We start from the raw sequence: 26186 nt of genomic DNA, 5'->3' as shown, positions 1-26186 counted from the left end.
CCAAGAGGCTGCGGTGCTGCTGCCTGCGGGCCGCGCGGATGCGCTGCGGTCGGCCGCGCCCGTCCGGCATACCGCCCTGCCGTTCGCCCGCCCGTCCGGCGCGGCGTCGTGGTCGTCGCCCCTCGCCGCTACTGGCGTCCGGGTACTGCCATCGCCGCAGGTGCTGCCATCGGCTTCGTTGCCGGAGCTGCTGCCGTTTCATTGGCAGGTACGCCGCCGCAGTCTGGTCAATGCTGGTACTACACCTCGCCCGCCAAGACGACGGGTTTCTGGGACGTATGCCCGCGCTGAGCGGCTCGCAGAAAGACTGGCGAGTCCGTTCCGTTCTCTTCTTCACCACCCTCCCCAAAGTGGGGAGGCCTCGATTTTCACGTCACAATTTCTAGAGGGTACGTTCCATGGATTTCACAGTCATCGATGTTGCACTCGTCGGAAAACTTCTGCTGCTGCTTCTGATCGGCCTCGGGCCGAAGATCGCCCTGGTGCCGTTTCTGGAAAAGACCCACGCCTTCGATACCGAAACCAAGGTGCGCATCGGCCGCAAGATGGTGCTGATAGCCGTCGTTACCGCGCTGATCCTTTTCGCCACCGGCGCTCTGCTGATGCGGCTTCTCCACATCACGGGTGGTGCGGTCGCCGTCGCCGGCGGCATCATCCTCGCGCTTATCGCCATCAAGATGGCATCAGGACCGACAGAGAAGCCGCATGACGACATTGCGGCACCCGTCGATCCAGACAAGCTGGCTGTATTTCCGCTGGCGGTCCCATACCTGCTCAATCCTGTCGGCATCACGGTCATCATCATCGCCTCCGGCGAAGTCGTCTCGATCGCCAGTGCGATACTCGTCACCGCTCTGATTCTGATCGTCGGCGCGTTCGACTATCTGGTGTTCACCAACATCGACAAGCTGGCCAAGCGCATGAAGCCAGTCACCATGATCGTCTCGGAGGTCGTCTTCGGCATTCTGCTGACGGCAGTCGCAGTCCAGCTGATCGTCGCCGGGCTTGGAAATCTTGGTATCATCACCCCGACCGCCGCGCATTAGATGCGGATGATTTTGGACCGGGCCGGCCTAAAATCTGACCCGGATTTAAATCAAAAGAATAGAGCCGAAAGCCGCTCGCTATCCGCATCATGCTTAGCTGCGGATTTGCTATCCTCCTGAGCGGAAAGCCCGGAGATTAAGGTCGGTGACAGACTGTACGATCGGCCGCCGGCTCCCTGCCATCATTCAATATCTCTGATGTTATCCATAAGTTCTATTCGTTTGAATGATGAGTTCCTAGGGCCCATATTGTGATCATGGACATGGACGAACCTCCTAATGACGACCATGCCCCTGACCCTAGAAAGGAACCGGAAAATGACCACGCTCACCTATCGCGGTGGTGGTAAGTCCCTCACCTCCGGCCAAGGCCGCTTCGATCTGGCACATTATGCCCGCAAGCTCACCCTCGCCTGGACACGCTGGCAGACGGCCCGCGAAATCGAAGCCATGCCGTTCGACATCCGCAAGGACATCGGCTGGCCGAGCACGGACGACAACAAACACCGGACCATGTAATGAATGCGACATTCCTCCCAAGATGAGGGCGGCGTCTGCACCACGCAACGCCGCCTTTTTCGTGGTCTGACCGTCCATTCCCAAGCCATTTTCAACATTGAGTTTCAGCCGCCTATCAGCCTGTCTTCTGCTTGCCCGGGGCCATTCTGGCGGTTTGATCGGTCAAATCGCCGGCGATGTCGCATATTTGCTCTTCCCGGCCGCATTTTTCCATGCCAGTGTCGCTTTCAGGACATCGGCGCGACGCATTCCGCGCAACGAATGTGTCATCGCCCCTCGAGCATGGATTTCGCTATGAACAGGATGCAGATCAAGAAGCGTTCGGTAGTCTTCTTTATGGTACCGCAATTCACCATGCTGCCCTTTTCGGCAGCCGTGGACACCTTGCGCATCGCCAATCGCATGCTCGGCTATCAGGCCTATACCTGGCGGCTGACCTCCGTCGACGGGGAGAAGGTCTATTCCTCCTGCGGCATCGGCGTCGAGGCCAATTCCTCGCTTGCCGAGGAGCGCCGTCATCTCGGCGGCGAAAACCGGCCGGGCATGGTGCTCGTCTGTTCCGGCATCGATGTCGAGCAGTTCAACAACAAGTCGGTCAATGCCTGGCTGCGTGAATGCTACAATCGCGGCGTCGCCGTCGGCAGCCTCTGTACGGGCGCGCATGTGCTTGCCCAGGCCGGCCTCCTGAACGGCAAGCGCTGTGCCATCCACTGGGAAAACCTGCCGGGCTTTTCGGAAGCCTTCCCGCAGGCGGAGGTCTATGCCGATCTCTACGAGATTGACGGCAATCTCTATACCTGCGCCGGCGGAACAGCCTCCCTCGACATGATGCTGAACCTCGTCGGCGAGGATTTCGGCGAAAGCCTTGTCAATCGCATCTGCGAGCAGCACCTGACCGACCGTGTGCGCAACCCGCACGACCGCCAGCGCCTGCCGCTGCGCGCCCGTCTCGGGGTGCAGAATGCCAAAGTGCTGTCGATCATCGAGCTGATGGAAGGCAATCTCGCCGAGCCGCTCTCGCTGATCGAGATCGCCGATGGCGCCGGCCTTTCGCGCCGCCAGATCGAACGGCTGTTCCGTCAGGAGATGGGCCGCTCGCCGGCCCGCTACTATCTGGAAATTCGCCTCGACCGTGCGCGCCACCTCCTGGTGCAGTCCTCGATGCCGGTCGTCGAGGTCGCCGTCGCCTGCGGCTTCGTCTCGGCCTCGCATTTCTCCAAGTGTTATCGCGAACTCTACCATCGCTCGCCGCAGCAGGAGCGCGCCGAGCGCAAGATGACCATGGCGACCGCACGCCAGGCCGTCGCTGCTTGAGACGATAGGACGACCGTTGCCGCCTGAGGTGTTGGAAATGCCCGTTGCCGCCTGATGTGAAAGGCGGCAGCTTGGCTCCGCCCTTCGGATGGCGCTATTGCGCCGCCTCTTCCGTCATCTTGGCGTCGGAATAGACCTGGTTGCGGCCCCTGTGTTTGGCCATGTAGAGAAACTGGTCGGCGGCGTTGAGGTAATTCTCGAAGGTCTCGTAACCGCCGATCTCGGCGATGCCGATCGAAATCGTGACGCCGAGTTCCTCGTCGTCGGCCGTGACCTTCAGCCGTGAAATGTCCGAGCGGATCTCGTCGCAGAGCTTGGTCGCGGCTGCCGAATCCATCTGCGGGAAGAGGATGGCGAATTCCTCGCCCCCAAGGCGCGAGAGAAGATTGTCGCTGCCCTCGAAGATCGTAAACAGCCTGTTTGCGACAGCCTTCAGCACCTTGTCGCCGATCTCGTGGCCGTAGGTATCGTTCAGCCGCTTGAAATGGTCGATATCGAGAATGGCGACGGAGCTGGGCAACTTCAGTCGCAGGCACTCGTTCACCAGCTTCGGGCCGTTGTCGTAGAAATAGCGGCGGTTATAGAGGCCGGTCAGGTAGTCGCAGGCCGCCGCCGCCCTCAGCTGCCGCATCTGCGCCAACGTTTCGGCATTGTTGGCGATGCGGCATTGCAGCTCCTCGGCGACGAAGGGCCGGTAGACGAAATCGCTGGCGCCAGCCTTGAGAAAACTCGCCGAAAGCATGCGGTCGTTGGAAGAGGAAACCCCGATGACACGCAGCCTGTCCGAACCGAAACGATGGCGGATGCGCCGCGTCAGCTCGTAGCCGCTCATATCGGGCATGTGATGGTCGGTGACGACGAGCTCGATATCGCTGTAAGCCTCGAGTGCTGCCAGCGCCTCGAGCCCCGAATTTGCCTCGACGACGAGATATTGCTGTGCCTTCAGGAGGTCGACGAGAACCTGGCGCGCCGAGGCGACATCGTCGACGACGAGCACCCGCGTCTTGCGGTTGGAGATCGCTCGTCGGACGGTGGCGACCAGATTGTCGAGCGCGAATTCATTGTCCTTCAGCACGTAATCGATAACATTGCGCTCCATGATCTTGTTGCGCGTGTTGAGATCGAATGTCGCGGTGAAGACGATCGCCGGGATATCGTGCTCGATCGTGCAGTCAAGCGCTTCGCCATAGGGCGAATCCGGCAGGTTGAGATCGACGACGGCCATGGTGTAGCCGTGAGCGTCGTCGGCAAGTTCCTTGCGAAGAGCCTTCAGCGACGGGCAGGATTTGACGGCAAGGCCGAGCTCCGTCTGGAACCGGTGGCAGAGTACGGCGGAAAACATCCGGGAATCTTCAACCAGAAGTATTTTGAGCCCGCCGGAGCGTAACCCGATGCCATCCCGCTGAAAATCCGCTTGAAAAGCCACAGCCGCTACTCCCCCATGCGTCTGACGGGCGCGACTCGGCCCTCTCCCCGGCGGGGACGATAACCGAGAGGCCTGCGCGCGTGAAGGGGACAAATAATGGCGCCATTACTTGTAATTGCAAAAATTCGACGACTGTCCCCGACCGTCATGTCCGCCCCCATGGCGATACCGATACTGGAAGGGCCGTCAGGCAACCGCCCGTTCCTTGCGCATCGATTGAATTTGCAGCAGCGTATCGAGGTTCTGGTTGACGCGGCAGTAGAACTCCTCGTCGATGAAGGGACGCAGCATGAAATCATTGCCGCCGGCCTTCAGGAATCGTGCCGAAAGCAGCCGGTTTGAGGAGGAGGAAACTCCGATGATGCGCAGTTCGTGCGAGCCGATACTGGCACGAATGCGCCGCGTCAGTTCGAAGCCGTCGATGTCGGGCATGTTGTAGTCGGTGATGACAAGGCCGATATCGCGGTTGGCCTTCAGGATTTCTAGCGCCTTGCCGCCACTCTCAGCGACGCTGACACGGAAATTGTAGCGCTTCAGCCGGCTCGACAGCAGGGCGCGCGCAGTCGCGCTATCGTCGACGATCAGCACGTGATGGCGATGATTGGTAAGGAAGCGGCAGATCGATTCCGCCAGAAGGTCGACGGCGAAGATATTGTCCTTGAGGATATAGTCGACGATATCCTTGGCCATCAGCTTATCGCGCATGTTTTCATGGAAGGTGCCGGTAAAGACGATGGTCGGGATGGAGAGATCGACCAGATATTCGAGCGCTTCGCCGTTTTCGGCGCCGGGCAGGTTGATGTTCGAGATCGCCAGCGTGATCGGATCGGAAGACTTGTCGTAGGAAAGCTGTAGATCCTCGAAGCTGCGGCAGATCTCGACATCGATGTCGAACAGCTCCTTGAGGCGTTTGCTGATCATCGAGGTGAATACGTTGGAATCTTCCGCGACAATAATACGCGCACCAGCAAACATTTCCCCGGAATATTGCATCCCCGAAATACCTAGAAACGCCATAGCAAACCCTTGATGTAAAATCTGTCCCCGGATCAAACTGATACATCAATTGATTTGAATAATTATTAATCGGCGCGCCCAGTTCTAAACGAAGAGGCGGCCCGATGGGGTCGCCTCCGATTTCTTTGCGGATATGATTAAGAAATCAGGCGCGAAGCGCCGCATTCTCGGCATCGAACAGGCTTTCGTCGACAACCGTCGCACTATAGGTCGATCCGAGGATTTTGATCTTCAGCTTCGTGCCTTCCCTGGGATCGTCCCGCCGCGGAATCGCAAGCGCCAGCGCTTGACGCGACCACGTCGGATTTAGACGATTTCCCGTGGACCTGTCCGGGTGGCACTGCTCAGTCGAAGCGATTATAAACGAGCCATCGACCCCGACCCGCCGACAGGTTCGCCCATGATCCAATCCGACCCGGTGCTCGAATGGCTTCTCGACTCCGATCCGTCGATCCGGTGGCAGGTGATGCGCGACTGCTCGACGCCCCGGAACGAGAATGGATGGTCGAGCGGGCCAAAGTCGAGACTGAGGGCTGGGGCGCCAGGCTGCTCTCCTGCCAGGATGAGGACGGGCAATGGGCAGGCGGCGCCTTCTTGCCCGCCGGTTTCGACCAGCACGAGTGGAAGGAGCGCGGCCAGCCGTGGACGGCCACGACCTTCTCGCTGTCGCAATTGCGGGAGTTCGGTCTCGATCCCGCCTGCACGTGCGCCAGGCGCACCGTCAAATTGATCGGCGCCAACGCCCGTTGGGAAGAAGGCGGCCAGCCCTACTGGGAAGGCGAAGTCGAGGAGTGCATCAACGGCCGCACCGTTGCCGACGGCGCCTATTTCGGGATCGACGTCTCGTCCATCGTCGACAGGCTGGCCGGCGAGCGGCTCGACGACGGCGGCTGGAACTGCGAGCGGATCAATGGCTCTGTCCGCTCGTCTTTCGCCAGCACCATCAACGTGCTGGAAGGCTTGCTGGAATACGAGAGAACGACCGGCGGCACGCATCGGTCTCGAGAGGCGCGCAGGACGGGCGAGGAGTTTTTGCTGACCCGCAACCTCTTTCGCCGTCTCGGCACCGGCGAGCCCGCCGACGAGCGCTTCCTGCGCCTCCTGCATCCGAACCGCTGGCGCTACGACATTATGCGCGCGCTCGATTATTTCCGCTCCAGCGCAATCCTGACCGGAATCGACCCCGATCCGCGCCTCGGCGAGGCAATCGACCACCTTCGTTCCAGACGCTTGCAGGACGGCACCTGGCCGCTCGACGGGAGCCCTGCCGGTCGGGTGTGGTTCGAGGTCGATGACGGGCAAGGCAAACCCTCGCGGTGGGTGACGCTCCGGGCGATGCGGGTGCTCAGATGGTGGGATGCCTAGCGCTCAAACAATGCCTGACCGCAATCTCAGCGCGCAGGAAATGCACTCATGACTGACTGGTGGTCAGTCAATATGATCCTGATCTCGCCGCCACCCTGCCCTGCCGCGCGATCTTATGTGTCGTTACGCGCAGCAGCCGCTCGCTGCCGCTTGCGGCCCACAGCAGGCCGCCGCCTTGCTGTTTTCCTCTGCCAGCCAGCGATCGCGCGGCTTGCAGCTTGCCGGCCGCGGCGAAAGCGTAACATGGACGGCGCCGGCGCGAAGAACCGGCATCGCCGCGCAATAAAGCTGCATTGGCCGCACGCCGTCGCTGACTTCGAAGGTCAGCTTCGCCGAACCATCCAGTTGCACATGATCGGAAACCTTGCGGATGATTGCATGGAACTTGCCGGCCGGCATATGCATGCGGTCGCCTTCCTCGATATCCCAGAGCTGGATGAAGATTTCCGCCCACGCTTCTGGATTGGCGCCGCAATCCAGGCCTGAGAATTGGCCCGCCTTGACCTCGGTGACATGATAGCCAGGCTTCACCGCCTTGCCGTCATAATAGAAAATCAGCGGAGAATCCTTGGCGCCGGTAAGCACACTGAGCAGCAGGCCGAGATCGATGTCGTTCTCTTGAATTTTGCTGTTGTCGATGACGTTCATTTGCGCTAATCCTCGTTTCAATGATTCAAGGATTATTGAAATATGGATCAACGTCAAGCCCTCATCGCATTCGGCGCGCTCTCGCAGGAAACCCGCCTTCACATCGTCCGCATGCTCGTGGTTTCGGGTCCCGACGGCATGGCGGCAGGCGCGATCGCTGAGAAGGCGGAGGTCTCGCCCTCGAATATCTCCTTCCACCTAAAGGAGCTCGAACGCTCGGGCCTGATTACGCAGCAGCGCGAATCCCGCTCGATCATCTACACCGCCAATTACGAGGCGCTCGGCGGCCTGATCCGTTTCCTGATGGAAGACTGCTGCGGCGGGAACCCTGAGATCTGCGCACCGGCTGCTGCCGTCGCTGCATGCTGTGCACCTGCAACCAAGGAGGAACTGCAATGACCCCCGACCGCGTTTACAATGTGCTCTTTCTCTGCACGGGCAATTCTGCCCGCTCGATCTTGGCGGAATCCATCCTGGAGACCGAAGGCAAGGGTCGATTCAAGGCCTATTCGGCCGGCAGCCAGCCGAAGGGTGAAGTCAATCCCTATGCGCTGAAGGAGCTTGCGGCGCAGGGCTACCCAACAGCCGGCTTCCGCTCAAAGAGCTGGGACGAATTCGCCGAGCCGGGCGCTCCGGAGATGGACTTCATCTTTACGGTTTGCGACAGCGCTGCCGGCGAGGCTTGTCCCGTCTGGATCGGTCATCCGATGACCGCCCATTGGGGCGTCGAGGACCCCGCTGTCGTCGAGGGCAGCGAAGTCGACAAAGGCCGCGCTTTCGCGCAGGCCGCCCGCTTCCTCAAGAACCGGATCAGCGCCTTTTTGAGCCTGCCTCTTTCCTCGATCGACAAGCTCGCCCTGGAAACGCACCTGCGCCAGATCGGCACTATGGAAGGCGCCAGCATCAAACGGCCCAAGGCGAGCTGATGGGTTTCGATTTGAACCAGCAGGCCTTGGAAGGGCACGACGACAGACTTCGCGGCGCGCTCGCAGGCGCCGGGCTTCAGGTCGATGACCTCACAGACGCCGGCCGAAGCTTCTATCGGTTTACACGTGGCGGCGAGACGGTCGGCTTCGGCGGGCTGGAACTCTATGGCGAGACTGTACTCCTGCGTTCCATTGTCGTGCTGTCTGATCAGCAAGGTTTTGGCTTCGGCCATGCGATCACCCTTGGCCTGCTCGATCAGGCCCAAAGGAAAGGCGCAACTGCCGGCTATCTGTTGACAGAAACAGCCGCCCCCTTCTTTCAATCGCTCGGCTTTCGTCCGATCGCCCGCAATGAAGCGCCGGCCGAGATCCTGACGACGCGGCAGGCCGCAAGCCTGTGCCCGGCATCGGCCACCCTGATGGTCCGGAGCCTGCCGGCATGAGCGCGCCGGTGTTCCCCCCGTCTCGACGACTGGTCGCCGAAGCGCTCGGCACGCTGCTGCTCGTAGCAACCGTCGTCGGCTCGGGCATCATGGCGGATAGCCTGACGGACGATACGGCGCTTGCGCTGCTCGGCAATACGCTGGCAACGGGGGCAATCCTCGTGGTCCTGATCACGATCTTAGGCCCGATTTCCGGCGCTCATTTCAATCCGGTCGTATCGCTGGTGTTTGCGCTCCGGCGCGAACTGCCTGCCTCCTCCGTTCCCGCCTATATCGCCGCGCAGATCGTCGGCGGCATTGCCGGAACGATGCTCGCTCATGCGATGTTCGCCCTTCCCGTGCTGCAGGCCTCGGAAACCGTGCGCACCGGCGGCGCGCAATGGCTCTCTGAGGTGACGGCAACCTTCGGCCTCGTCTTCGTCATCTTAGCCGGTGTGCGCTTTCGCGCCGATGCCGTGGCATGGCTGGTCGGCCTTTATATCACCGCCGCCTATTGGTTCACCGCCTCCACGTCCTTTGCCAATCCCGCCGTCGCGATTGCTCGATCGCTGACGCACACCTTTTCCGGCATCCGCCCGATCGATCTACCGGGCTTTATAGCCGCTGAAGTCCTCGGCGCCTTGCTGGCGCTGATCCTTGCGGGATGGCTGCTGATGGAAGCCCGCGATCCTGAAACCCTCACCAAGACGGAATCCGCCTCATGACCATAGATGTTACGATCTATCACAACCCCGAATGCGGCACTTCGCGCAACACGCTTGCGATGATCCAGAACGCCGGCATTGAGCCCAACGTTATCGAATATCTGAAAAAACCGCCGTCGCGCGAGCAGCTAATCAAGGTGATTGCGGATGCAGGTTTGAGCGTTCGCGAGGCGATCCGCGAAAAGGGCACGCCCTATGCGGAGCTCGGCCTCGACAACCCTGATCTTACCGACGAGCAATTGCTCGACGCGATGCTGAAAGATCCGATCCTGATCAACCGGCCCTTCGTCGTCACCCCTCTCGGCACGCGCCTGTCGCGGCCGTCGGAACTTGTCCTCGAAATCCTGCCGGAGACGCATCAGGGCGCCTTCACCAAGGAAGACGGCGAGAGAGTGCTCGATGCCGGAGGCAAACGGATTGTCTGATCTGCCTGCGGTATCGCCGATGCATCTGCATCAACCGGATATGGACGCGCTCAGGCCGGCGTTCTCGACGCACAAGCCGCGCATCTTGATCCTTTATGGCTCCCTGCGAGCAGTGTCCTACAGCCGCTTCCTCGCACAGGAGGCTGCGCGGCTGCTCGAATATTTCGGCTGCGAAGTGCGCATCTTCAATCCGGAAGGTCTGCCGCTGCCTGATGCGGCGCCGGCGAGCCACCCAAAAATTCAGGAACTGAGAGAGTTGTCGGCATGGTCGGAAGGCCAGGTATGGGTCAGCCCTGAGCGTCATGGCGCGATGACCGGCATCATGAAAGCGCAGATCGACTGGATTCCATTGTCGGTCGGCTCGGTCCGGCCGACGCAAGGCAAGACGCTGGCGGTCATGCAGGTCTCTGGCGGCTCCCAGTCCTTCAATGCGGTAAGCCAGCTTCGCATCCTTGGACGATGGATGCGGATGATCGCAATTCCCAATCAGTCCTCGGTTGCCAAAGCTTTCCAAGAATTCGACGCGGACGGTCGTATGAAACCCTCGTCCTATTACGACCGCGTCGTCGACGTATGCGAGGAATTGGTGAAGTTCACGCTGCTGACCCGTGATGCCTCGAACTATCTGACCGACCGCTACAGCGAGCGGAAGGAAGAAGCCGAAAAGCTCGAACAGCTCGTGAGCCTCAGATCCCTATGACAATCAGCACCGAACGACCGCCGGTAGCGGCCATTGTCGCACTCGGGCTCACGCAGATCATCGGTTACGGATCGCTCTATTACAGCTTCAGCATTCTCGCCCCTGACATGGCCCGTGATCTGGGCTGGTCATCGGAATGGATCTTCGGTGTGCTCTCAGCAGCCCTTCTGATCGGCGGTCTGGCCGCACCTCTCATGGGCACCTGGATCGATCGCTTCGGCGCCGGCAGGATCATGACATCGGGCTCGGCGATCGCCGCTGCTGCCCTGGTCGCCTGCGCCTTGGCGCCGGGAAGGATCGCTTTCGTCGCGGCATTGATCGGCATCGAGATCGCCTCGAATCTGGTGCAATATGGCGCAGCCTTCGCCCTGCTCGTCCAAATCAGGCCGCAGGTCGCCCAGCGCAGCATCACGTATCTGACGCTGATCGCCGGCTTCGCCTCAACCATTTTCTGGCCGATCACCACGGCGCTGCATGCGCATCTCTCATGGCAGAACGTCTATCTGATCTTCGCCGCGCTCAATCTCGTTGTCTGCCTGCCCATTCATGCCTGGCTCTCCCGTGGCGTCAGCCAAACCAGGAGACGGACCGGAGAGGAGGCTGCAAAACGCGTCGAGCCGAGCCTTCCGCCGTCTGTGCGCCGGCCGGCCTTTATCCTGATGGTGACCGGCTTTGCTTTGGAAAGCTTCGTGAACTCGGCGCTTCTGGTTCACATGGTGCCTGTGATGTCGGCCCTCGGCCTCGGCGCCATGGCAGTGGTGGTCGGAACGCTCTTCGGCCCGTCACAGGTGCTGAGCCGCCTCATCAACATGGTCTTTGGCGAGAGTTTGTCGCAAGTGATGCTGGCGATCATCTGCGCCATCCTGCTGCCGACAGCCCTTGTCATCCTCATCGCCACCGCACCCTCGGTGCCCGGCGCATTGGTCTTCGCCGTCATCTTCGGCCTCGGCTCGGGCCTTAACAGCATCGTCTACGGAACCTTGCCGCTAGCGCTCTTCGGAAGCGATGGCTACGGCCGGCGGCAAGGACAAATCATGTCGGTCCGTCTCGTCGTCTCCTCGATGGCGCCGTTAGCGCTTGCCTTCCTGATGGGCAATCTCGGCGTATCGTGGTCGCTGTCGATCGCTGCATTGCTCAGCACCGTCGCCGTCGCCGCATTCCTCGCCATTATGCGGCTGACGCGCCCGATTGCCCGGCCGGAAACTGTCCCCAATCCCCGAGAAGCTTGAGCGCGTTTAATCAAGACAGGCGCTACTTGACGACGGCCGAGCCCTTGACGATGTCGATCGTCTCGCCGCCGTCGAGCCCGATGCGGTCGCCGTCGGGCGTCGTCATGAAGCAGCCGGAAGCACAGAGGTTTTCCGAAGCGCCGGCATCGACCACGACCTCGACGCGCTGGCCGCTCTCGGTGATGACGAGCACGACGGCGGCTGGATCGGTGTTGGTGATGGATGCCGCTTCAGCCGCGGGTGCGGCAAGCAGCGGGACAAGCAGAACGGCGGCAAATCTTGCCATCATGTGCGGCGGCGCTGGCGCGCCCTCCCCTCGAACGATCGGTGCTGCCCCCGGCAGCGATCCCGATAGTGGAGATCATGCACATATAGCTGTGAATGATGGCTGAATGACCCGTTCAGCCTTTCCGGTTGCCGTCTGCGGCCTTGCTGCGCAATTGCCGCACCGGCTGCTCTTCCTCCTCCATGGGCGTGTCCGCCGAGTTTTCCTGCTCGTTGGGTTGATCCCTGCCCGCATCGGCAAGCGCGGGACGAGCCTCTCGATGGATGGTAAGATCGGTCTGCGGCAGCGGGATTTCAATGCCCTCGGCCTTGAAGCGCTTAAGGATCTCGATCCTGAGATTGTTGCGCACTGCCATGCCGTCACCCATGTCGGCGAGGAAGAAACGCAACTCGAAATCCAGCGAATAGGGCCCGAAGCGCAGGAATTCGACATGCGGCTCCGGATTGCGCATGACGAGCGGTATCTTGGCCGTCAGTTCCAGCAGGATGTCCATCACCTGCTGCGGATCGGCGTTGTAGGCGACGGAAACCGGAATTTCCGAGCGACCGATCTTGTTGCGGTGTGTCCAGTTGCCGACGAGGCCGTTGATCAGTTCCGAATTAGGCACGATGATCGACTGCTTGCGGAAGGTCTCGATCTCCGTGGCGCGCACCGAAATGCGTTTGACGATGCCTTCGGCGGTGCCGGAAACGACGTGGTCGCCGACCTTGAACGGCCGTTCGACGAGCAGGATCAGGCCGGAGACGAAGTTGGAGACGATGTTCTGCAGGCCGAAACCGATACCGACCGAAAGTGCGGAGGCGACGAGCGCGAAGCTTGAGAGGTCGATGCCGGCCGCCGAAACGCCGATGATCGCCGCGATGCCGACTCCGAGATAGCCGATGCCCGTCTTGACCGAATTGCGCACGCCAAGATCGACATGGCTTCTGGCCATGACATTACCGTCGAGCCAGCGCTGCAGCCAGCGCGTCAGCAGGTAGACGCCGGCAAACAAGAGAATGCCGGTGCAGATGCCGAGCAGCGAGATACTGATACCGCCGAGCCTGACTTCGGTAAACAGCCGATAGGCAAGAATCTGCAGGTCCTGCACATGGAAGCCCCAGAGCAGCAGGATCAGCGGGATGCCGACGAGAAGCGCCACCGCATAGATGGCAAGGCCGACGACCAGGCCCGCCTGGTCGATCGCCACCGGCCCGAGCTTGAAGCGGCGTGTGAGGAAGCTTGCGAAGAAGGTGTCGCCGAAGCTTTCCTGCCTGGATATTGCCTTGCCGGAAAGCAGGCCGACATACATGGTGACGACGACCGCGCCGGTGATGATGAGCTGCGTGGCGACGAAGCGCGCCAGCCCGACATAACCGGTCAACGCGGTGAGGATGAGGCCGGCGCCGACGACCCGCAGGATGATCGCCATGCCGCGCGGCCAATGCCTTCCCGGCGCATCGGGATCCCCGTTCTTCGCCAGCATCGGCTTGCCGAACGAGACCGCGATCAGGATCAGGCCGATGATCAGCGCGGCAATCAGGCTTCTGACCACGGTCAGGACCAGCGGCGAGCCCATCGCCTCGCCGATCGTGCCGAACAGATAATCGAGTGCGTTGACGATTGCCATCGCCAGCAGGCAGTAGCCGATCGAGCGCGCGCCGAGATTGGAAAGCCGAACGAGGCGCCAGCGCGGTTCGAGCGGCGCGAAGATGGCGTTGACGAAGCGGCCGACGAAATAGACGAGCCCGATCGCCCCGAACAGCGCGCCGATGACAGGCGCGATATCGGGCCTCAGCACATTGAACCCGTTAAGGAAAAAGAACGAGGTGACGAGCAGCACCGAGAGAGCCAGCGTGCGGATCAAGGTCGACCAGAAGGCGATCGACAGCCGGCCGATATAGGACGGGTTCTCGACAGCCTCGTCGCGGCGCAGGTAAGAGCCGAACAGCCGGTAACTGCCGGACAGAAGGATCAGCGCCGAGGCGAGCGACAGGAAGATCGCCGCAAACATCGGGAAACGCTTGAATTTCCAAACGAAGGTGGCCCAGCTCGACAGGGCCTGCGAGAATTCGCTGGCCTCGTGCACGAAGGCGCTGCCGGCATCGTCGAGCACCGAGACCGAAATCTCGGTGCGCCTGAGCAGCGTATCGGCAAACAGCCGCCGCCGCATCTCGGTGATCTCGTTGACGAGCTTCGTCACTGTGATCGAGAGGTTTTCGGCGTCGCCCGTCAGCGCGTTGATCTGCGCGCGTTCGGCGGCGAGCGCGTTGCGCTCCTGGGTGACGATCTCGGCTTCAGGCGGCTGCCCGTCCTTCGGCGGATCGCCGATCTCGGCAAGCCGGTTCTTGATCTGGTCGAAACGCGGCCTGAGATTGACCGATATGGTGATGACGGCGCGGCTGAGCTCGTCGGCTTTGGTCGCAAGCCCGACCAGGGCATCGTCATTGTCGGCATTCTGCTGGACGCCGTCCTGAAGCGCAGTCAGCTGGACCTTCGCCTTGTCGATCTCTTTTGTCGCCTGGTCGAACGGCGTATCGGCGAGCGGCGCCTGCGCCGCCGCCGGTGCTTGCGGCTCCTGTGCGAAAGCCGCAGCACCCTTGAAATGCGCGCCAGCGACCGCCAGCGTCAGCAGTAGAATGGTGCGAAGCAGGATCGGTCTCAGCCGCAAAAGCGCCTCCGGGAAAGGTTGTCGTCGGAATAGAATGCCAGCTTGTCTTAGTAAAGAAAGGCGACAGAAAGGCGGAAGCCCCCTGGAAACCCTTAGAAACCGGCATCGGGCCGGGAGAGATAGTTGCATTCCTCAGCCGTCGACTCGCGTCCGAGCATGGCATTGCGGTGCGGAAAGCGGCCGTAGGCGGCGATCACGTCGCGGTGGCGGATCGCATAATCGAGATATTCGGCATCGCCGAGCGCGCCGAACAGTTCCACCGATCGCTCCTGCTCCGCGAGGTCCTCGGCGTGTTCGAACGGCATGTAGAAAAAGGTACGGCATGCGGCCTCGACCGCCTGATCGGCCCCGGATGCCAGTGCGAGCTTGGCTTCCCGAAGCGCCAGCCCATCGGTCGCGACGGCAAGCGCCGTGCCGCGATAGATGTTGCGGGGAAACTGGTCGAGCACGATCACAGCCGCCAGCCGGCTCTCCGCATCCGCCCGCCATTCGGCGCCAGCACCCGCGGCAAGAGCCAGATGGGTATCGCGGAAGCCTTCGCGGATCTCCACGTCGAGTTCCGGCGTCGCGCGGAACCACAGCTCCCGGCCGCATCTGACGAACCAGAAATCATAGACTTCTTCCGGTGTGCGGATCGTCACCATGCTTCCTGCCCTAGCGTTAGGTTTGTTGATGTTATTTCGGTAAGCTGTTGTACGAATAGGATGAGGGGCTGCTCGGCACACCCTTACCATCGCCCTTCACACTTACCTACTTCCCCTCATGCAACGAAAACACCAGCGTCGCCTTGGTTCCGTCGTGGCCGGGGTCATAGGCGAAATCCGATTTCAGGCTGGCGGCCATGGCCGTCAGAATGCGTGTACCGAGGCCGGTTCCCCTGGCCGGGCTCGACGGGTCGAAACCGGCGCCGTCATCCTCGACAATGACGCGCAATGCCCCGTCCGCCTGGTCGACGATGACGCGGATCTCGCCCGGCACGTTGTCCGGATAGGCATATTTGAAAGCATTGGTAACGAGTTCGCTGACGATCAGCCCGAGCGTGATCACCTTGTCGGTCGCCAGATTGACCGGCTGCGCGGTGAGGACGATCCGGTGCGGCCGCTTGTCGTCGCGCATCGAGGTTTCGAGTTCGGTGAGCAGGCTGTTCAGATATTCATCGACCTGCACCGAGCCGACCTGACGGTTCGTATAGAGCCGGCGGTGCACGCTGGCGATGGCGTTTATGCGCATCTGCGTTTCGTGCAGCGCGTCGATCGCCACCTGATCCGTGGTCATCGAGGATTGCATGCGGATCAGCGCGCCGACGAGGCCGAGGCTGTTGGCGATGCGGTGATTGACTTCGGCAAGCAGCATTTCGGCAAGGTCGCGCTGCTGGCGGATCACCTCCTGCGCCTGCGCCGTCTCGCGGCGAAAACGCGCCCGCTCTAGCGCCTGTTCGAGGGCGGCGGCGAGCAGGTCGAAATAATCGGCAGAGATGCCCTTGAGCATGTAATCGTCGGCGCCGGCCTTCAGCGCCGCGACCGCGATGCTGGTATCGTCCGAACCTGTCGCATAGATGACCGGCGGATGATCAGGCATCGCCGTGATGCAGGGCAGAATGTCGAGGCCGGTCTCGCCAGCCAGGATATGATCGAGCACGACGGCGTCGATCCCGCCTTCGCCCAGTCTCGCAAGGCCGGCAGCGCCGCTCTCGGCCCACTCGACCGAAAAGCCGCGCCGACGCAGGTTTTTCTGCATCAGGAGGGCAAGCCCCTCATCGTCGTCGATATAGAGGATGTGGATCAGGGCATCCGCATCGCCGCTAGAATTGCTCATTCGGTCTCCCGGCGTTCTCTCGCAGCGACGACCGCCGGCAAGCGTCCGAGTCGTCCGCATGGCAATGTCGTATTGCATTGGCCGCTTGGGGTAAACAGCGGTTATCCCTCACTCTTGTCGCAGGCAGCACGGAGAGAGGATGTCGGAAAGCCGGCATTTTCAGAACATGACCCTGGCCTGGGGAGTTCCCCATGGAAGCAGTTGAAGGAGATGGGAAAACGAAAAACCTGAAATGAGAGGCATGAACGCCGAGCGGCTCGATTGGTTCCGTGAATAAGCTAATTTTTCTGGAATTTCCGATGGCCGGACACTTCGGCCCCTGCCTCTGCCGGCAATTGCAGGAAGCGCAGCGACGAGACGATCGCGATCGCGCCGACCACGACGAAAGCCCAGCGGAAATCGGCAAGGACGGGATTGTCGGCGCCCCTAAAAGCCGAGGCGATGTTGAGCACGGCCGCCGCCACTGCCACGCCGAGCAGCATCGATACCTGCTGCAACATGCTCGACAGCGTCGAGGCCGAGCTTCGCTGCGCCGGGCCGATATCGGCGAAGGCGAGCGTGTTCAAAGCGGTGAATTCCATCGACCGCGACAGGCCGGCGAGGAAAAGCAGCGCGTGGATGAAAAACGGCGGCGTCTCCGGCGAGAGGAAACCGCAGCCGACGATCGAAAGCGCCGCGATCAGCCCGTTGACCCCAAGCACGGTGCGAAAGCCGAAGAAGCGCAGCAGCGGCGTCGTCACCGCCTTCATGCTGAAATTGCCGAGGAAATAGACGAGCAGATAGGTGCCGGCGGCAATCGAGCTCAGGCCGAAGCCGAGCTGGAACAGCAGAGGCAGCAGGAACGGCGTCGCATTGATCGCCATCCGGCAGGCCGTGCCCGCCGAAAGAGTCGACATCGAGAAGGTCTGGATGCGGAAGGCTGAAAGATCGAGCAGCGGATTGTCGACGGCGAGGAAATGCCGCGTCGCCATGACTGACAGCACGATGCCCGCGGCCAGCATTGATATGATGGGCAAAAGCCCGCCGTGCCATTTGACCGAGAGTTCGAGGGCGGCGAGCAGGAAGGTCAGCCCGGCGGCGCTCAACACAAAACCCACGAGATCCAGCCGGCCGGGATTGGTCTCGCGCTGCTCCGGCACGAAACGCAGCACCAGCGCTATGCCGAGAATGCCGATCGGGATATTGATGAGGAAGTTCCAGTGCCAGCTGGCATAGGTGGTGATGAAGCCGCCGAGCACCGGGCCGATCACCGGCGCCGTCAGCGCCGGCCAGGTGATCAGCGCGATTGCCTGGACGAGTTCCGACTTGCGAGCGTTTTTCAGCACGATGATACGCCCGACCGGCGTCATCAGTGCGCTGCCCGCCCCCTGGACTGCGCGCCACAGCACAAATTCCGCAAGACTGCCGGACAACCCGCAAAACAGCGAGGCGCCGGTGAAGACGGCGATCGACATCAGGAAGATGCGGCGCGCGCCGAACCGATCGCCGAGCCAGCCCGACAGCGGAATGAAGGCGGCCATCGTCAGCATGTAGACGGTGATGCCGATGCTCATCGACACCGGCTGCACGCCGAAGCTTGCGGCCATCTGCGGCAGCGAGGTGGTGACGATCGTGCCGTCGAGGATCTGCATGAAGAAGGAAACGGCCACGACCAGTGCCACGATCTTCGCCTGGCGGCCGCCTGCGGCCTCTTGCCCATTCTCGCTCGTCTCTGCCGTGGTCATCGATCTGCCAATGAAAATTCAGGATGACGCGGCAGGAAAACGGGAAGGAAGCCGATCGGAGATCTGCCGCGCGGAGGAGCACGGAGATGGAAAGCCGCGCACTGGCTGAATACGCCCGTTGCAGCCGGCCGAAAAGGCTAAATCTCGCACTGCGCAGGAATATTCCCGATGCGGCCCGATACCTGGCGGCATAGACCCATATAGGGATTCAAGAAAAAGGCCCCACCGAAGCGAGGCCAAGCTTGAACCGCTCCGGGGAAAAACAGGAGCGGCGTGCAGTCCATATCGTGCGATCGATGTCGCTGCGAGGCCAGATGTCGCTGCATCGGTACGCTCGCCAAAGAATTTTTCGCGATCTGCCGAAAAAAGATCGACCCCAAAACTATCCGCCCAAGTGGTGCGACACCTGTCGCATTGCAGCAACGATTGGTGCTTGCAATGTTTATAAAAATGGATATCACTAAACATATTGCTAAACATGATGATTGAGGAGTTCATGTGAGCATTCTCTGAAGTGGGTGAACATGCGACGCCGGCGGGGAGCCGGCTCTTGGTTCTGGGAGGAACTTATGCAGAAAACATCGAAAGCCCTTTTGGGGCTGGCCTCGGCATTCGTCATGTCGTCGGCATTGCCCAATCTCGCCAAAGCCGATGAACTGACGCTGTGCTGGGCCGCATGGGACCCCGCCAATGCGCTGGTCGAGCTGTCGAAGGATTTTACTGCCAAGACCGGCACGCAGATGAAGTTCGAATTCGTTCCCTGGACGAGTTACGCCGACCGCTTTCTCAACGAGCTGAATTCCCATGGCAAGCTCTGCGATCTCATCATCGGCGACAGCCAGTGGATCGGCGGCTCGGCCGAGAACGGCCATTACGTCAAGCTCAACGACTTCTTCGACAAGGAAGGCATCAAGATGGATGACTTCGTGCCGGCGACGGTCGTCGGCTACTCGGAATGGCCGAAGAACACGCCGAACTACTGGGCGCTGCCTGCGATGGGCGACGTCGTTGGCTGGACCTATCGCAAGGACTGGTTCGAGAAGCCGGAACTGCAGAAGGAATTCAAGGAGAAATACGGCCACGATCTCGCAGCCCCGAAGACCTATGACGAACTGAAGCAGATCGCCGAGTTCTTCCAGAAGCGTCAGATCGACGGCAAGACCGTCTACGGCGCCTCGATCTATACCGAGCGCGGCTCCGAAGGCATCACCATGGGCGTGACCAACGTCCTCTACGACTGGGGCTTCCAGTACGAAAACCCGAAGAAGCCCTATGACATGGAAGGCTTCGTCAACTCCGACGAAGCGGTCAAGGGCCTCGAATTCTACAAGTCGCTCTACGACTGCTGCACACCGCCCGGCAGCTCCAACGTCTACATGGTCGAATCCGCCGACGCCTTCAAATCCGGCCAGGTCGCCATGCAGATGAACTTCGCCTTCACCTGGCCCGGCCTCTACAAGGACGAGAAGGTCGGCGGCGACAGGATCGGCTTCTTCCCCAATCCCGCTGAAAAGGCGCACTTCGCCCAGCTCGGCGGCCAGGGCATCTCGGTGGTCTCCTACTCCGACAAGCGCGACACCGCCCTGCAATACATCAAATGGTTCGCACAGCCAGACGTGCAGGCCAAATGGTGGGAACTCGGCGGTTTTTCCTGCCTGAACTCCGTCGTCAATGCGCCTGATTTCGCCAAGAGCCAGCCCTATGCCCAGGCATTCCTGGACTCGATGGCGATCGTCAAGGACTTCTGGGCCGAGCCGAGCTATGCCTCGCTGCTGCAGGCCATGCAGAAGCGCGTCCATAACTACGTGGTCGCCGGCAACGGCACCGCCAAGGAAGCGCTCGACGGTCTGGTGAAGGACTGGAGCGACGTCTTCAAGGACGACGGCAAGATCTAGTGCCCGACGGGATAGGCGGCATCCCTCTGCGCGCCATCCTCACCAGGTTGGCGGCCCGGATCGGCAGACGAGCCGGGCCGCCAGATCTCCCATATCCTAAAAGACCGGGTGAAAACTTGACTATTTCCCATTCCTCCATCGTCGAGAAGGCAGCCGATGCGACTGCAAGGGCAACGCCGGTCTCGGTCGCCCGGCGCGTCCGCGGCCTCTCCGACAGGGCGATCGCCTGGCTGTTCATTGCGCCTGCCATCACCCTGCTCTTGGCGATCAACATCTTCCCGCTGCTTTGGGCGGTCTATCTTTCCTTCACCAATTACCGCGCCAATCGGCCGAATGCGCCGGTCCTGGGCGTCGGCTTCGGAAATTACCAGCGCGTCCTCAACGATCCCGATATCTGGCAGGCGATGCAGACCACCGCGCATTTCGTCTTTTGGACGATCGTATTGCAGACGGTGATCGGCTTCACGCTCGCCTATCTGATCGACCGCAAGTTTCGCGGCCACGCCTTCTGGACGACGATCATCCTGATCCCGATGATGCTGTCGCCCGCGGTGGTCGGCAATTTCTGGCGCTTTCTCTACGAGCCGCAGATCGGCCTCTTCGCCTATGCCGTCTCGCTGGTGTCTGGCATTCCGACATCAGATATCCAGATGCTCGGCAACGTGTCGCTGGCACCCTGGGCGATCATCATCGTCGATACCTGGATGTGGACGCCCTATGTGATGCTGATCTGCCTGGCCGGCCTGCGCTCGATCCCCGACTATATCTATGAGGCCGCCGAGGTCGACCGCGCCTCGCCGTGGCGGCAGTTCTGGTCGATCACCGTGCCGATGGCCCTGCCCTTCATCATGCTCGCCGTGCTTTTCCGCGGCATCGAGAATTTCAAGATGTTCGACATGGTGACGCTGCTCACCGGCGGCGGGCCGGGCTCGGTCACCGAGGTCGCCTCGATCACGCTGAAACGCGCCGCCTTCGAAAGCTGGGCGACCGGCAGGGCCTCGGCCTTCGCCATCATCCTCTTCGTCGCGGTGTTCGGCCTCGCCAACATCTACGTCAAGGCATTGAACAAGGTGAAGCAACGATGAGCGCCGCCAACTCAGCCCATTCGGTCGTCGTACCGAGCCTATCCAGCAAGCGCATCGCCGGCACCATCGTCGTCCTCTATGCGCTGATCACCCTCATCCCGCTCGTCTGGATCTTCCTGACCAGCATCAAATCGCCGCCGGATTCGATCAGCTATCCCCCCAAGATCGTCTTCACCCCGTCGCTCGAAGGCTATTGCAACCTGTTCACCACCCGCACGCGGCAGACGCCGGATTATATCGCCTCGCTGCCGGCGCCGGCCGGCGCCTGCGATGAGGTAACGCGCAAGCGCAACATGGTGATTGCCGGCCCGTCGAACTTCGTGCCGCGCTTCGTCAATTCGCTGGTGATCGCCTTCGGCTCCACCTTCCTCGCGGTCTTCCTCGGCACGCTCGCCGCCTACGGTTTCTCGCGCTTCAAAGTGCCGCTCGCCGACGATCTGCTGTTTTTCATTCTGTCGACGCGGATGATGCCGCCGATCGCCGTCGCCATCCCGATCTACCTGATGTATCGCGAGCTCGGCCTGTCGGATACGGCCTTGGGCATGATCCTGCTCTACACCGCCGTCAACGTCTCGCTCGCCGTCTGGCTGCTCAAGGGTTTCATCGACGAAATTCCGCGCGAATACGAGGAAGCGGCGATGATCGACGGCTATACGAGACTGCAGGCCTTCCGCAAGGTCGTGCTGCCGCAGGCAACGACGGGCATTGCCGCGACCGCGATCTTCTGCCTGATCTTCGCCTGGAACGAATATGCTTTCGCGGCCCTGCTGACCTCGGGTGAAGCCCAGACCGCGCCGCCCTTCATCCCGACGATCATCGGCGAAGGCGGACAGGACTGGCCGGCGGTCGCCGCCGGCACGACGATCTTCCTGATCCCGATCCTGGTCTTCACCATTCTCTTGCGCAAGCAGCTGCTGCGCGGCATCACCTTCGGAGCCGTCCGCAAATGAGCCACCTGATCGAGACACGCACCCCTGCCCGCCCGAAACGGCCCTTCTTCCTGCGCCGCGGCCCGATGGAGACCATCGCTACCGTACTGATCGGTCTCGGCTTCCTGATGCTGTTCCAGCCCTTCCTGCTGGTGCTCTACACCTATTCGCTGGTCACCCTGCTTGCAGGCACCGTCATGTTCATCATCGTTTCGAAATTTCCGGAGTGAACCATGGCGGATATCAGGATCGAAAATCTCCGCAAGGAATTCGGCAGCTTCGTCGCCGTCCAGGATTCGAGCTTCACCGTCCATGACGGCGAGTTCCTGGCGCTGCTCGGTCCATCAGGCTGCGGCAAGACGACGACGCTGCGCATGATCGCCGGCCTCGAGCTGCCGTCGAGCGGCAAGATCTATCTCGATGGCGAGGACGTCACCTTCAACCGTGCCAGCGCCCGCGACATCGCCTTCGTCTTCCAGCTCTTCGCGCTTTATCCGCATATGAACGTGCGCAAGAATATCGGCTTCCCGCTGCTGTCGCAGGGCATGCCTAAGGCCGAAATCCGTCAGCGCGTCGAAGAAACCGCGCGCCTGCTGCAGATCGACCATATTCTCGACCGCTCGGTATCGGGCCTTGCCGGCGGCGACCGGCAGCGCGTGGCGCTCGGCCGCGCCATCGTCCGGCGTCCGAAATGCTTCCTGATGGACGAGCCGCTCGGCACGCTCGACGCCGAGTTCCGCGAGATCATGGTCCACGAACTTCGCGAGCTGCACAACCGCATCCACGCCACCACCGTCTACGTCACCCATGACCAGCACGAGGCGATGGCGATGGCCGACAAGATCGCCGTCATGAACCATGGCGTCATCGAGCAGTTCGGCACGCCGCAGGAGATCTATGCCAAGCCGGCGACCATGTATGTCGCCGATTTCATCGGCTCACCACCGATGAACTTCATGCGCTTCACCTCGGGCCTGAAAAGCGGCGACCGCTCCATCCTGCTCGACGGCGTCGACGTCGCCGTTCCCGAGATCCACCAGGACATGGCCGAAAGCGAGCTGGCGCTCGGCGTGCGGCCGGAGCATATCCGCTTCAACGACGCCTCAGCCCTTCGCGGCGCCGTCTATGGCAGCGAATATCTCGGCACCAACCAGGTCGTGGCTGTGGAAACCCCTGGTGGACTGATCAAGGCCCGCGTTCCCGCCAATCGCAGCTTCCAGATCGGCGAGAGGGTCGGCCTGGAATTCAATCCGGCGAAACTCGCGCTCTTCGACTGCACGTCCGGCCGCGCGGTGCCATCCTCGCTCTATCAGGAGACCCGGCATGGCTGATGTCGTCCTCAGGAACCTCACCAAGCGCTTCGGCGACACCCAGGCTCTGGCTGACCTCGATCTTTCGATCCGCGACGGCGAGTTCGTCGTGCTGCTCGGTCCCACCGGCGCCGGCAAGACCACGACGCTGCGGCTGATCGCCGGTCTCGAAAAGCCCGATAGCGGCCGCATCGAAATCGGCGGCCGCAATGTCGCCGCCGAAGCCCCCGCCGAACGCGACGTCGCCTTCGTCTTCCAGCAATATTCGCTCTATCCGCATATGACGGTTTACGAGAATCTCGCCTTCCCGCTGAAGGCGCCGGTCCGCAAACTGAGCGCCGAAGAAATCGACCGCCGCGTCCGCGAGGTCGCGCGCATGGTCAGGATCGACCACAAGCTGGAGAACCGCTCGACCAGGCTTTCCGGCGGCGAGATGCAGCGTGTCGCGATTGGCCGGGCACTGGTGCGCCGGCCGGCGATCTATCTGATGGATGAGCCGCTCTCCTCACTGGACGCCAAGCTGCGCGCGGAACTGCGCCTGGAACTCAAGCGCATCCAGAAAGAACTGGGCTCGACGCTGCTCTACGTCACTCACGACCAGGTGGAAGCCATGACCATGGCCGACCGCATCGGCATCGTCGCCGAGGGACGGCTCATGCAGGTTGGAACGCCGCGCGAAATCTACGGCAATCCCGCCAACCTGCATGTCGCCGCCCGCCTCGGCCAACCGCATATCAATCTTCTGCCAGCGGACCTCCTGCCCGGCGGCCAGCCGCCCGCCGGCACCAAGACCGTCGGCGCCCGCACCGAGCATCTCGATATCATTGTCGGCAAGGATGCCAACGCCGAGATCGACTGGATCGAACATTTGGGCGACCAAAACCATCTGCACATCAGGGCTGGCAATCACAAGCTCGTCACACTTGCAGATCCATATCTGGCGATCGCGCCGGGCGACCGGATCAGCCTGACGCTGCGCGATCCGCTTTATTTCGATGCGGCTGGACAGCGCCTTTCCTGACCGCCAAACAGACATGATGATGGCATGAAAAACAAACAGACGGGTCTCAATCGATGAAACACTTCTTCAACCGCAGGGAAAACATCGTCACCGAAGCCTTGGACGGTCTGCTTCTGACGAGCGGTGCCGGCCGTCTTGCCCGCCTCGACAGCTTTCCCGACATCAAGGTGATCCTGCGCGCGGACTGGGACAAGTCGAAGGTGGCGATCATCTCAGGCGGCGGCGCCGGCCATGAACCCTCCCATGCCGGCTTCGTCGGCAGGGGCATGCTGACGGCAGCCGTCTCCGGCGAAATCTTCGCCTCGCCGAGCGTCGATGCCGTGCTGACGGCGATCCGCGTCGTGGCAGGCCCGAAGGGCGCCCTGCTGATCGTCAAGAACTATACCGGCGACCGCCTGAATTTCGGCCTCGCCGCCGAAAAGGCGCGCGCCGAAGGTTTCGACGTCGAGATGGTCATCGTCGCCGACGACATCGCCATCCCCGAGATCAACCAGCCGCGCGGCGTGGCTGGCACGCTGTTCATCCACAAGATCGCAGGCTATCACGCCGAAAGGGGCGAGGATCTGAAGACGGTGGCAAGCCATGCCGCCGCCGCAGCCGGCGACATCGTCTCGCTCGGCATGTCGCTCTCCACCTGCAGCGTGCCCGGCCAGGCGCATGAGGATCGTCTCGGCGAGAACGAAGGCGAACTCGGCCTCGGTATCCATGGCGAACCGGGTGTCGAGCGCATCACGCTACAGCCGGTCGCCGATATCGTCGCCACCATGGTGGCGCGCCTCACCCCGACGCTCCGCGAAGGCGGAAGCCACGCCCTCCTGATCAACAATCTCGGCGCCGTGCCGCCGCTCGAAATGACCGTCATCGCCAATGCCGTGCTGTCCTCGTCGCTTGCCGATCGCGTCAAGCTGATCATCGGCCCCGCGCCGATGATGACCGCGCTCAACATGAACGGCTTCTCGCTGTCGCTGATCCGGCTGGATGGCGTTCGCGAGGCGGCGCTGACGGCGGCGGTCGAGCCGCATGCCTGGATGCCGACCGTCGAAAGCCACGAGATCAGGATCATCGCCGCACCAAGAACATCAGCCGCCTTGAACGGTGCAAATGGCGCGGCCGGAGATGACGCCCGCAACCGGCGCCTGATCACGGCGCTCTGCGAGCATCTGATCTCCCAGGAAAGCGAACTCAACCGGCTGGATGGCCGCGTCGGCGACGGTGATACCGGCTCGACGGTGGCGACAGGCGCTCGCAGCGTGCTGGCCCGCCTCGACACGCTGCCGCTCGACCGGCCGGCGGCAACGCTTGCCTCGCTCGGTGACATCCTCGGCACCAGCATGGGCGGATCGAGCGGCGTGCTGCTGTCGATCTTCTTCACCGCCGCAGCCAAGGCGATGGCTGACAAAGCCGATATATCAGCAGCCCTTCTTGCCGGGCTCGACAGGATGACGTTCTATGGCGGAGCCGGAGTCGGCGACCGGACGATGGTCGATGCGTTGTCACCTGCCCTGCAGGCGCTTGCATCCGGCGATGTCATCGCAGCGGCGAAGGCAGCGGCAGCGGGTGCCGAGTCGACGAAGACGATGATGAAGGCGAGAGCCGGACGCGCCTCCTATGTCGGCGAAAGGGATCTGGCAGGTGTCGCCGATCCCGGCGCGGTCGCGGTTGCCGGCGCGTTCGGAGTGGCGGCAAGCCTCGCTTGACCGAGTGAAGTT

Annotated in this window: 26 protein-coding genes and 1 pseudogene; 19 read left to right on the top strand and 8 right to left on the bottom strand. The window is 61.7% G+C overall.

The genetic code is table 11. From position 1 onward, the window contains the following. The 4 genes from A6U98_RS36150 to A6U98_RS23065 form a co-directional block, all read left to right on the top strand. On the top strand, nucleotides 1-291 hold a 291-nt coding region (locus A6U98_RS36150), incomplete at its 5' end, for a hypothetical protein (protein WP_082933972.1). Nucleotides 292-398: 107 nt separating this feature from the next. Further along, nucleotides 399-1046: a MarC family protein gene (locus A6U98_RS23075; protein ID WP_064653048.1), complete on the top strand. Its 648-nt coding sequence runs from the start codon at nucleotides 399-401 to the stop codon at nucleotides 1044-1046. A 318-nt stretch (nucleotides 1047-1364) separates the two neighbouring features. Further along, complete coding sequence (locus A6U98_RS23070) at nucleotides 1365-1565, top strand: hypothetical protein (RefSeq protein ID WP_064653046.1); 201 nt, start codon at nucleotides 1365-1367, stop codon at nucleotides 1563-1565. A gap of 294 nt (nucleotides 1566-1859) precedes the next feature. Then, nucleotides 1860-2879: a GlxA family transcriptional regulator gene (locus A6U98_RS23065; RefSeq protein WP_003540607.1), complete on the top strand. Its 1020-nt coding sequence runs from the start codon at nucleotides 1860-1862 to the stop codon at nucleotides 2877-2879. A 94-nt stretch (nucleotides 2880-2973) separates the two neighbouring features. Here the strand turns inward: A6U98_RS23065 and A6U98_RS23060 are convergent, their stop codons facing one another. Together A6U98_RS23060 and A6U98_RS23055 are read right to left on the bottom strand one after the other, a co-directional pair. Further along, nucleotides 2974-4305: a diguanylate cyclase gene (locus tag A6U98_RS23060; protein ID WP_064653044.1), complete on the bottom strand. Its 1332-nt coding sequence runs from the start codon at nucleotides 4303-4305 to the stop codon at nucleotides 2974-2976. A gap of 186 nt (nucleotides 4306-4491) precedes the next feature. Beyond that, complete coding sequence (locus A6U98_RS23055) at nucleotides 4492-5322, bottom strand: response regulator (RefSeq protein WP_003560232.1); 831 nt, start codon at nucleotides 5320-5322, stop codon at nucleotides 4492-4494. 400 nt (nucleotides 5323-5722) lie between these two features. Here A6U98_RS23055 and A6U98_RS23050 point away from each other — a divergent pair. Next, a pseudogene (locus A6U98_RS23050) lies at nucleotides 5723-6687 on the top strand (squalene cyclase). Between the two features lie 123 nt (nucleotides 6688-6810). Here A6U98_RS23050 and A6U98_RS23045 read toward each other — a convergent pair. Next, nucleotides 6811-7335: a DUF6428 family protein gene (locus A6U98_RS23045; protein ID WP_064653042.1), complete on the bottom strand. Its 525-nt coding sequence runs from the start codon at nucleotides 7333-7335 to the stop codon at nucleotides 6811-6813. Between the two features lie 42 nt (nucleotides 7336-7377). Here A6U98_RS23045 and A6U98_RS23040 point away from each other — a divergent pair, with 42 nt between their 5' ends. Genes A6U98_RS23040 through arsK form a run of 7 tightly spaced genes read left to right on the top strand, consistent with a single transcriptional unit; the run spans nucleotide 7378 to nucleotide 11762 of the window. Next, a complete protein-coding gene (locus A6U98_RS23040; protein ID WP_018074548.1) occupies nucleotides 7378-7734 on the top strand; it encodes a metalloregulator ArsR/SmtB family transcription factor in 357 nt (118 codons plus the stop codon). Then, entirely contained in the window at nucleotides 7731-8261 is a 531-nt protein-coding gene (locus tag A6U98_RS23035; RefSeq protein ID WP_064653040.1) for an arsenate reductase ArsC, read from the top strand. Before A6U98_RS23040 ends, A6U98_RS23035 begins: the two co-directional genes overlap by 4 nt. Beyond that, nucleotides 8261-8704 carry an arsenic resistance N-acetyltransferase ArsN2 gene (gene arsN2, locus A6U98_RS23030; protein WP_064653039.1) on the top strand — a complete coding sequence of 148 codons (444 nt, stop codon included), beginning with the start codon at nucleotides 8261-8263 and terminating at the stop codon, nucleotides 8702-8704. The genes A6U98_RS23035 and arsN2 overlap by 1 nt, the downstream gene beginning before the upstream one ends. Next, the gene (locus A6U98_RS23025; protein ID WP_064653037.1) at nucleotides 8701-9408 is read left to right on the top strand and encodes an MIP/aquaporin family protein; all 708 of its coding nucleotides are present in this window, start codon (nucleotides 8701-8703) and stop codon (nucleotides 9406-9408) included. The genes arsN2 and A6U98_RS23025 overlap by 4 nt, the downstream gene beginning before the upstream one ends. Beyond that, nucleotides 9405-9833 (top strand): arsenate reductase (glutaredoxin), encoded by a 429-nt coding sequence (gene arsC / locus A6U98_RS23020; RefSeq protein ID WP_064653036.1) that lies wholly within the window; start codon nucleotides 9405-9407, stop codon nucleotides 9831-9833. Before A6U98_RS23025 ends, arsC begins: the two co-directional genes overlap by 4 nt. Next, complete coding sequence (gene arsH / locus A6U98_RS23015; RefSeq protein WP_064653034.1) at nucleotides 9808-10533, top strand: arsenical resistance protein ArsH; 726 nt, start codon at nucleotides 9808-9810, stop codon at nucleotides 10531-10533. Before arsC ends, arsH begins: the two co-directional genes overlap by 26 nt. Continuing rightward, the gene (gene arsK, locus A6U98_RS23010; protein ID WP_064653032.1) at nucleotides 10530-11762 is read left to right on the top strand and encodes an arsenite efflux MFS transporter ArsK; all 1233 of its coding nucleotides are present in this window, start codon (nucleotides 10530-10532) and stop codon (nucleotides 11760-11762) included. The genes arsH and arsK overlap by 4 nt, the downstream gene beginning before the upstream one ends. A gap of 22 nt (nucleotides 11763-11784) precedes the next feature. On the opposite strand, the gene A6U98_RS23005 is transcribed toward arsK, so the two are convergent. From A6U98_RS23005 to A6U98_RS22985, 5 genes are all read right to left on the bottom strand, one after another. Further along, the gene (locus tag A6U98_RS23005; protein WP_017994411.1) at nucleotides 11785-12051 is read right to left on the bottom strand and encodes a hypothetical protein; all 267 of its coding nucleotides are present in this window, start codon (nucleotides 12049-12051) and stop codon (nucleotides 11785-11787) included. A 112-nt stretch (nucleotides 12052-12163) separates the two neighbouring features. Next, a complete protein-coding gene (locus A6U98_RS23000; RefSeq protein ID WP_064653030.1) occupies nucleotides 12164-14698 on the bottom strand; it encodes a mechanosensitive ion channel family protein in 2535 nt (844 codons plus the stop codon). 92 nt (nucleotides 14699-14790) lie between these two features. After that, a complete protein-coding gene (locus tag A6U98_RS22995) occupies nucleotides 14791-15342 on the bottom strand; it encodes a DUF924 family protein (RefSeq protein ID WP_064653028.1) in 552 nt (183 codons plus the stop codon). 106 nt (nucleotides 15343-15448) lie between these two features. Continuing rightward, complete coding sequence (locus A6U98_RS22990; protein ID WP_064653026.1) at nucleotides 15449-16513, bottom strand: histidine kinase dimerization/phosphoacceptor domain -containing protein; 1065 nt, start codon at nucleotides 16511-16513, stop codon at nucleotides 15449-15451. A 278-nt stretch (nucleotides 16514-16791) separates the two neighbouring features. Continuing rightward, complete coding sequence (locus A6U98_RS22985) at nucleotides 16792-18237, bottom strand: MFS transporter (RefSeq protein ID WP_064653024.1); 1446 nt, start codon at nucleotides 18235-18237, stop codon at nucleotides 16792-16794. A 569-nt stretch (nucleotides 18238-18806) separates the two neighbouring features. Between A6U98_RS22985 and A6U98_RS22980 the strand changes: the two genes are divergently transcribed. From A6U98_RS22980 to A6U98_RS22950, 7 genes are all read left to right on the top strand, one after another. Continuing rightward, nucleotides 18807-20132 carry an ABC transporter substrate-binding protein gene (locus A6U98_RS22980; RefSeq protein WP_064653022.1) on the top strand — a complete coding sequence of 442 codons (1326 nt, stop codon included), beginning with the start codon at nucleotides 18807-18809 and terminating at the stop codon, nucleotides 20130-20132. Between the two features lie 116 nt (nucleotides 20133-20248). Further along, nucleotides 20249-21217 (top strand): sugar ABC transporter permease, encoded by a 969-nt coding sequence (locus A6U98_RS22975; RefSeq protein WP_064653020.1) that lies wholly within the window; start codon nucleotides 20249-20251, stop codon nucleotides 21215-21217. Next, nucleotides 21214-22167 carry a carbohydrate ABC transporter permease gene (locus tag A6U98_RS22970; protein WP_064653018.1) on the top strand — a complete coding sequence of 318 codons (954 nt, stop codon included), beginning with the start codon at nucleotides 21214-21216 and terminating at the stop codon, nucleotides 22165-22167. The genes A6U98_RS22975 and A6U98_RS22970 overlap by 4 nt, the downstream gene beginning before the upstream one ends. Then, nucleotides 22164-22376 carry a hypothetical protein gene (locus A6U98_RS22965; protein WP_003560267.1) on the top strand — a complete coding sequence of 71 codons (213 nt, stop codon included), beginning with the start codon at nucleotides 22164-22166 and terminating at the stop codon, nucleotides 22374-22376. Before A6U98_RS22970 ends, A6U98_RS22965 begins: the two co-directional genes overlap by 4 nt. Nucleotides 22377-22379: 3 nt before the next feature. Further along, nucleotides 22380-23477 carry an ABC transporter ATP-binding protein gene (locus A6U98_RS22960; protein ID WP_064653016.1) on the top strand — a complete coding sequence of 366 codons (1098 nt, stop codon included), beginning with the start codon at nucleotides 22380-22382 and terminating at the stop codon, nucleotides 23475-23477. Continuing rightward, a complete protein-coding gene (locus A6U98_RS22955) occupies nucleotides 23470-24477 on the top strand; it encodes an ABC transporter ATP-binding protein (RefSeq protein ID WP_064653014.1) in 1008 nt (335 codons plus the stop codon). The genes A6U98_RS22960 and A6U98_RS22955 overlap by 8 nt, the downstream gene beginning before the upstream one ends. Nucleotides 24478-24530: 53 nt before the next feature. Then, on the top strand, nucleotides 24531-26174 hold the full coding sequence (locus A6U98_RS22950) for a dihydroxyacetone kinase subunit DhaK (protein ID WP_064653012.1): 1644 nt from the start codon (nucleotides 24531-24533) through the stop codon (nucleotides 26172-26174). Nucleotides 26175-26186 lie beyond the last annotated feature (12 nt).

The sequence above is a fragment of the Rhizobium sp. WYCCWR10014 genome, from assembly GCF_001657485.1.
In the GTDB taxonomy this organism is placed as follows: Bacteria; Pseudomonadota; Alphaproteobacteria; order Rhizobiales; family Rhizobiaceae; genus Rhizobium.
Note: the sequence above shows the minus strand (reverse complement) of the source record. Positions and strands in the feature narration are given on the sequence as shown.

Excerpts from the sequence above, each read along its gene's own strand:
- A6U98_RS23075 (WP_064653048.1), top strand. The coding sequence starts at position 399 with ATGGATTTCACAGTCATCGATGTTGCACTCGTCGGAAAACTTCTGCTG.
- A6U98_RS23070 (WP_064653046.1), top strand. The coding sequence starts at position 1,365 with ATGACCACGCTCACCTATCGCGGTGGTGGTAAGTCCCTCACCTCCGGC.
- A6U98_RS23065 (WP_003540607.1), top strand. The coding sequence starts at position 1,860 with ATGAACAGGATGCAGATCAAGAAGCGTTCGGTAGTCTTCTTTATGGTA.
- A6U98_RS23055 (WP_003560232.1), bottom strand. The coding sequence starts at position 5,322 with ATGGCGTTTCTAGGTATTTCGGGGATGCAATATTCCGGGGAAATGTTT.
- A6U98_RS23045 (WP_064653042.1), bottom strand. The coding sequence starts at position 7,335 with ATGAACGTCATCGACAACAGCAAAATTCAAGAGAACGACATCGATCTC.
- A6U98_RS23040 (WP_018074548.1), top strand. The coding sequence starts at position 7,378 with ATGGATCAACGTCAAGCCCTCATCGCATTCGGCGCGCTCTCGCAGGAA.
- A6U98_RS23035 (WP_064653040.1), top strand. The coding sequence starts at position 7,731 with ATGACCCCCGACCGCGTTTACAATGTGCTCTTTCTCTGCACGGGCAAT.
- arsN2 (WP_064653039.1), top strand. The coding sequence starts at position 8,261 with ATGGGTTTCGATTTGAACCAGCAGGCCTTGGAAGGGCACGACGACAGA.
- A6U98_RS23025 (WP_064653037.1), top strand. The coding sequence starts at position 8,701 with ATGAGCGCGCCGGTGTTCCCCCCGTCTCGACGACTGGTCGCCGAAGCG.
- arsC (WP_064653036.1), top strand. The coding sequence starts at position 9,405 with ATGACCATAGATGTTACGATCTATCACAACCCCGAATGCGGCACTTCG.
- arsH (WP_064653034.1), top strand. The coding sequence starts at position 9,808 with ATGCCGGAGGCAAACGGATTGTCTGATCTGCCTGCGGTATCGCCGATG.
- arsK (WP_064653032.1), top strand. The coding sequence starts at position 10,530 with ATGACAATCAGCACCGAACGACCGCCGGTAGCGGCCATTGTCGCACTC.
- A6U98_RS23005 (WP_017994411.1), bottom strand. The coding sequence starts at position 12,051 with ATGATGGCAAGATTTGCCGCCGTTCTGCTTGTCCCGCTGCTTGCCGCA.
- A6U98_RS22995 (WP_064653028.1), bottom strand. The coding sequence starts at position 15,342 with ATGGTGACGATCCGCACACCGGAAGAAGTCTATGATTTCTGGTTCGTC.
- A6U98_RS22990 (WP_064653026.1), bottom strand. The coding sequence starts at position 16,513 with ATGAGCAATTCTAGCGGCGATGCGGATGCCCTGATCCACATCCTCTAT.
- A6U98_RS22985 (WP_064653024.1), bottom strand. The coding sequence starts at position 18,237 with ATGACCACGGCAGAGACGAGCGAGAATGGGCAAGAGGCCGCAGGCGGC.
- A6U98_RS22980 (WP_064653022.1), top strand. The coding sequence starts at position 18,807 with ATGCAGAAAACATCGAAAGCCCTTTTGGGGCTGGCCTCGGCATTCGTC.
- A6U98_RS22970 (WP_064653018.1), top strand. The coding sequence starts at position 21,214 with ATGAGCGCCGCCAACTCAGCCCATTCGGTCGTCGTACCGAGCCTATCC.
- A6U98_RS22965 (WP_003560267.1), top strand. The coding sequence starts at position 22,164 with ATGAGCCACCTGATCGAGACACGCACCCCTGCCCGCCCGAAACGGCCC.
- A6U98_RS22960 (WP_064653016.1), top strand. The coding sequence starts at position 22,380 with ATGGCGGATATCAGGATCGAAAATCTCCGCAAGGAATTCGGCAGCTTC.
- A6U98_RS22955 (WP_064653014.1), top strand. The coding sequence starts at position 23,470 with ATGGCTGATGTCGTCCTCAGGAACCTCACCAAGCGCTTCGGCGACACC.
- A6U98_RS22950 (WP_064653012.1), top strand. The coding sequence starts at position 24,531 with ATGAAACACTTCTTCAACCGCAGGGAAAACATCGTCACCGAAGCCTTG.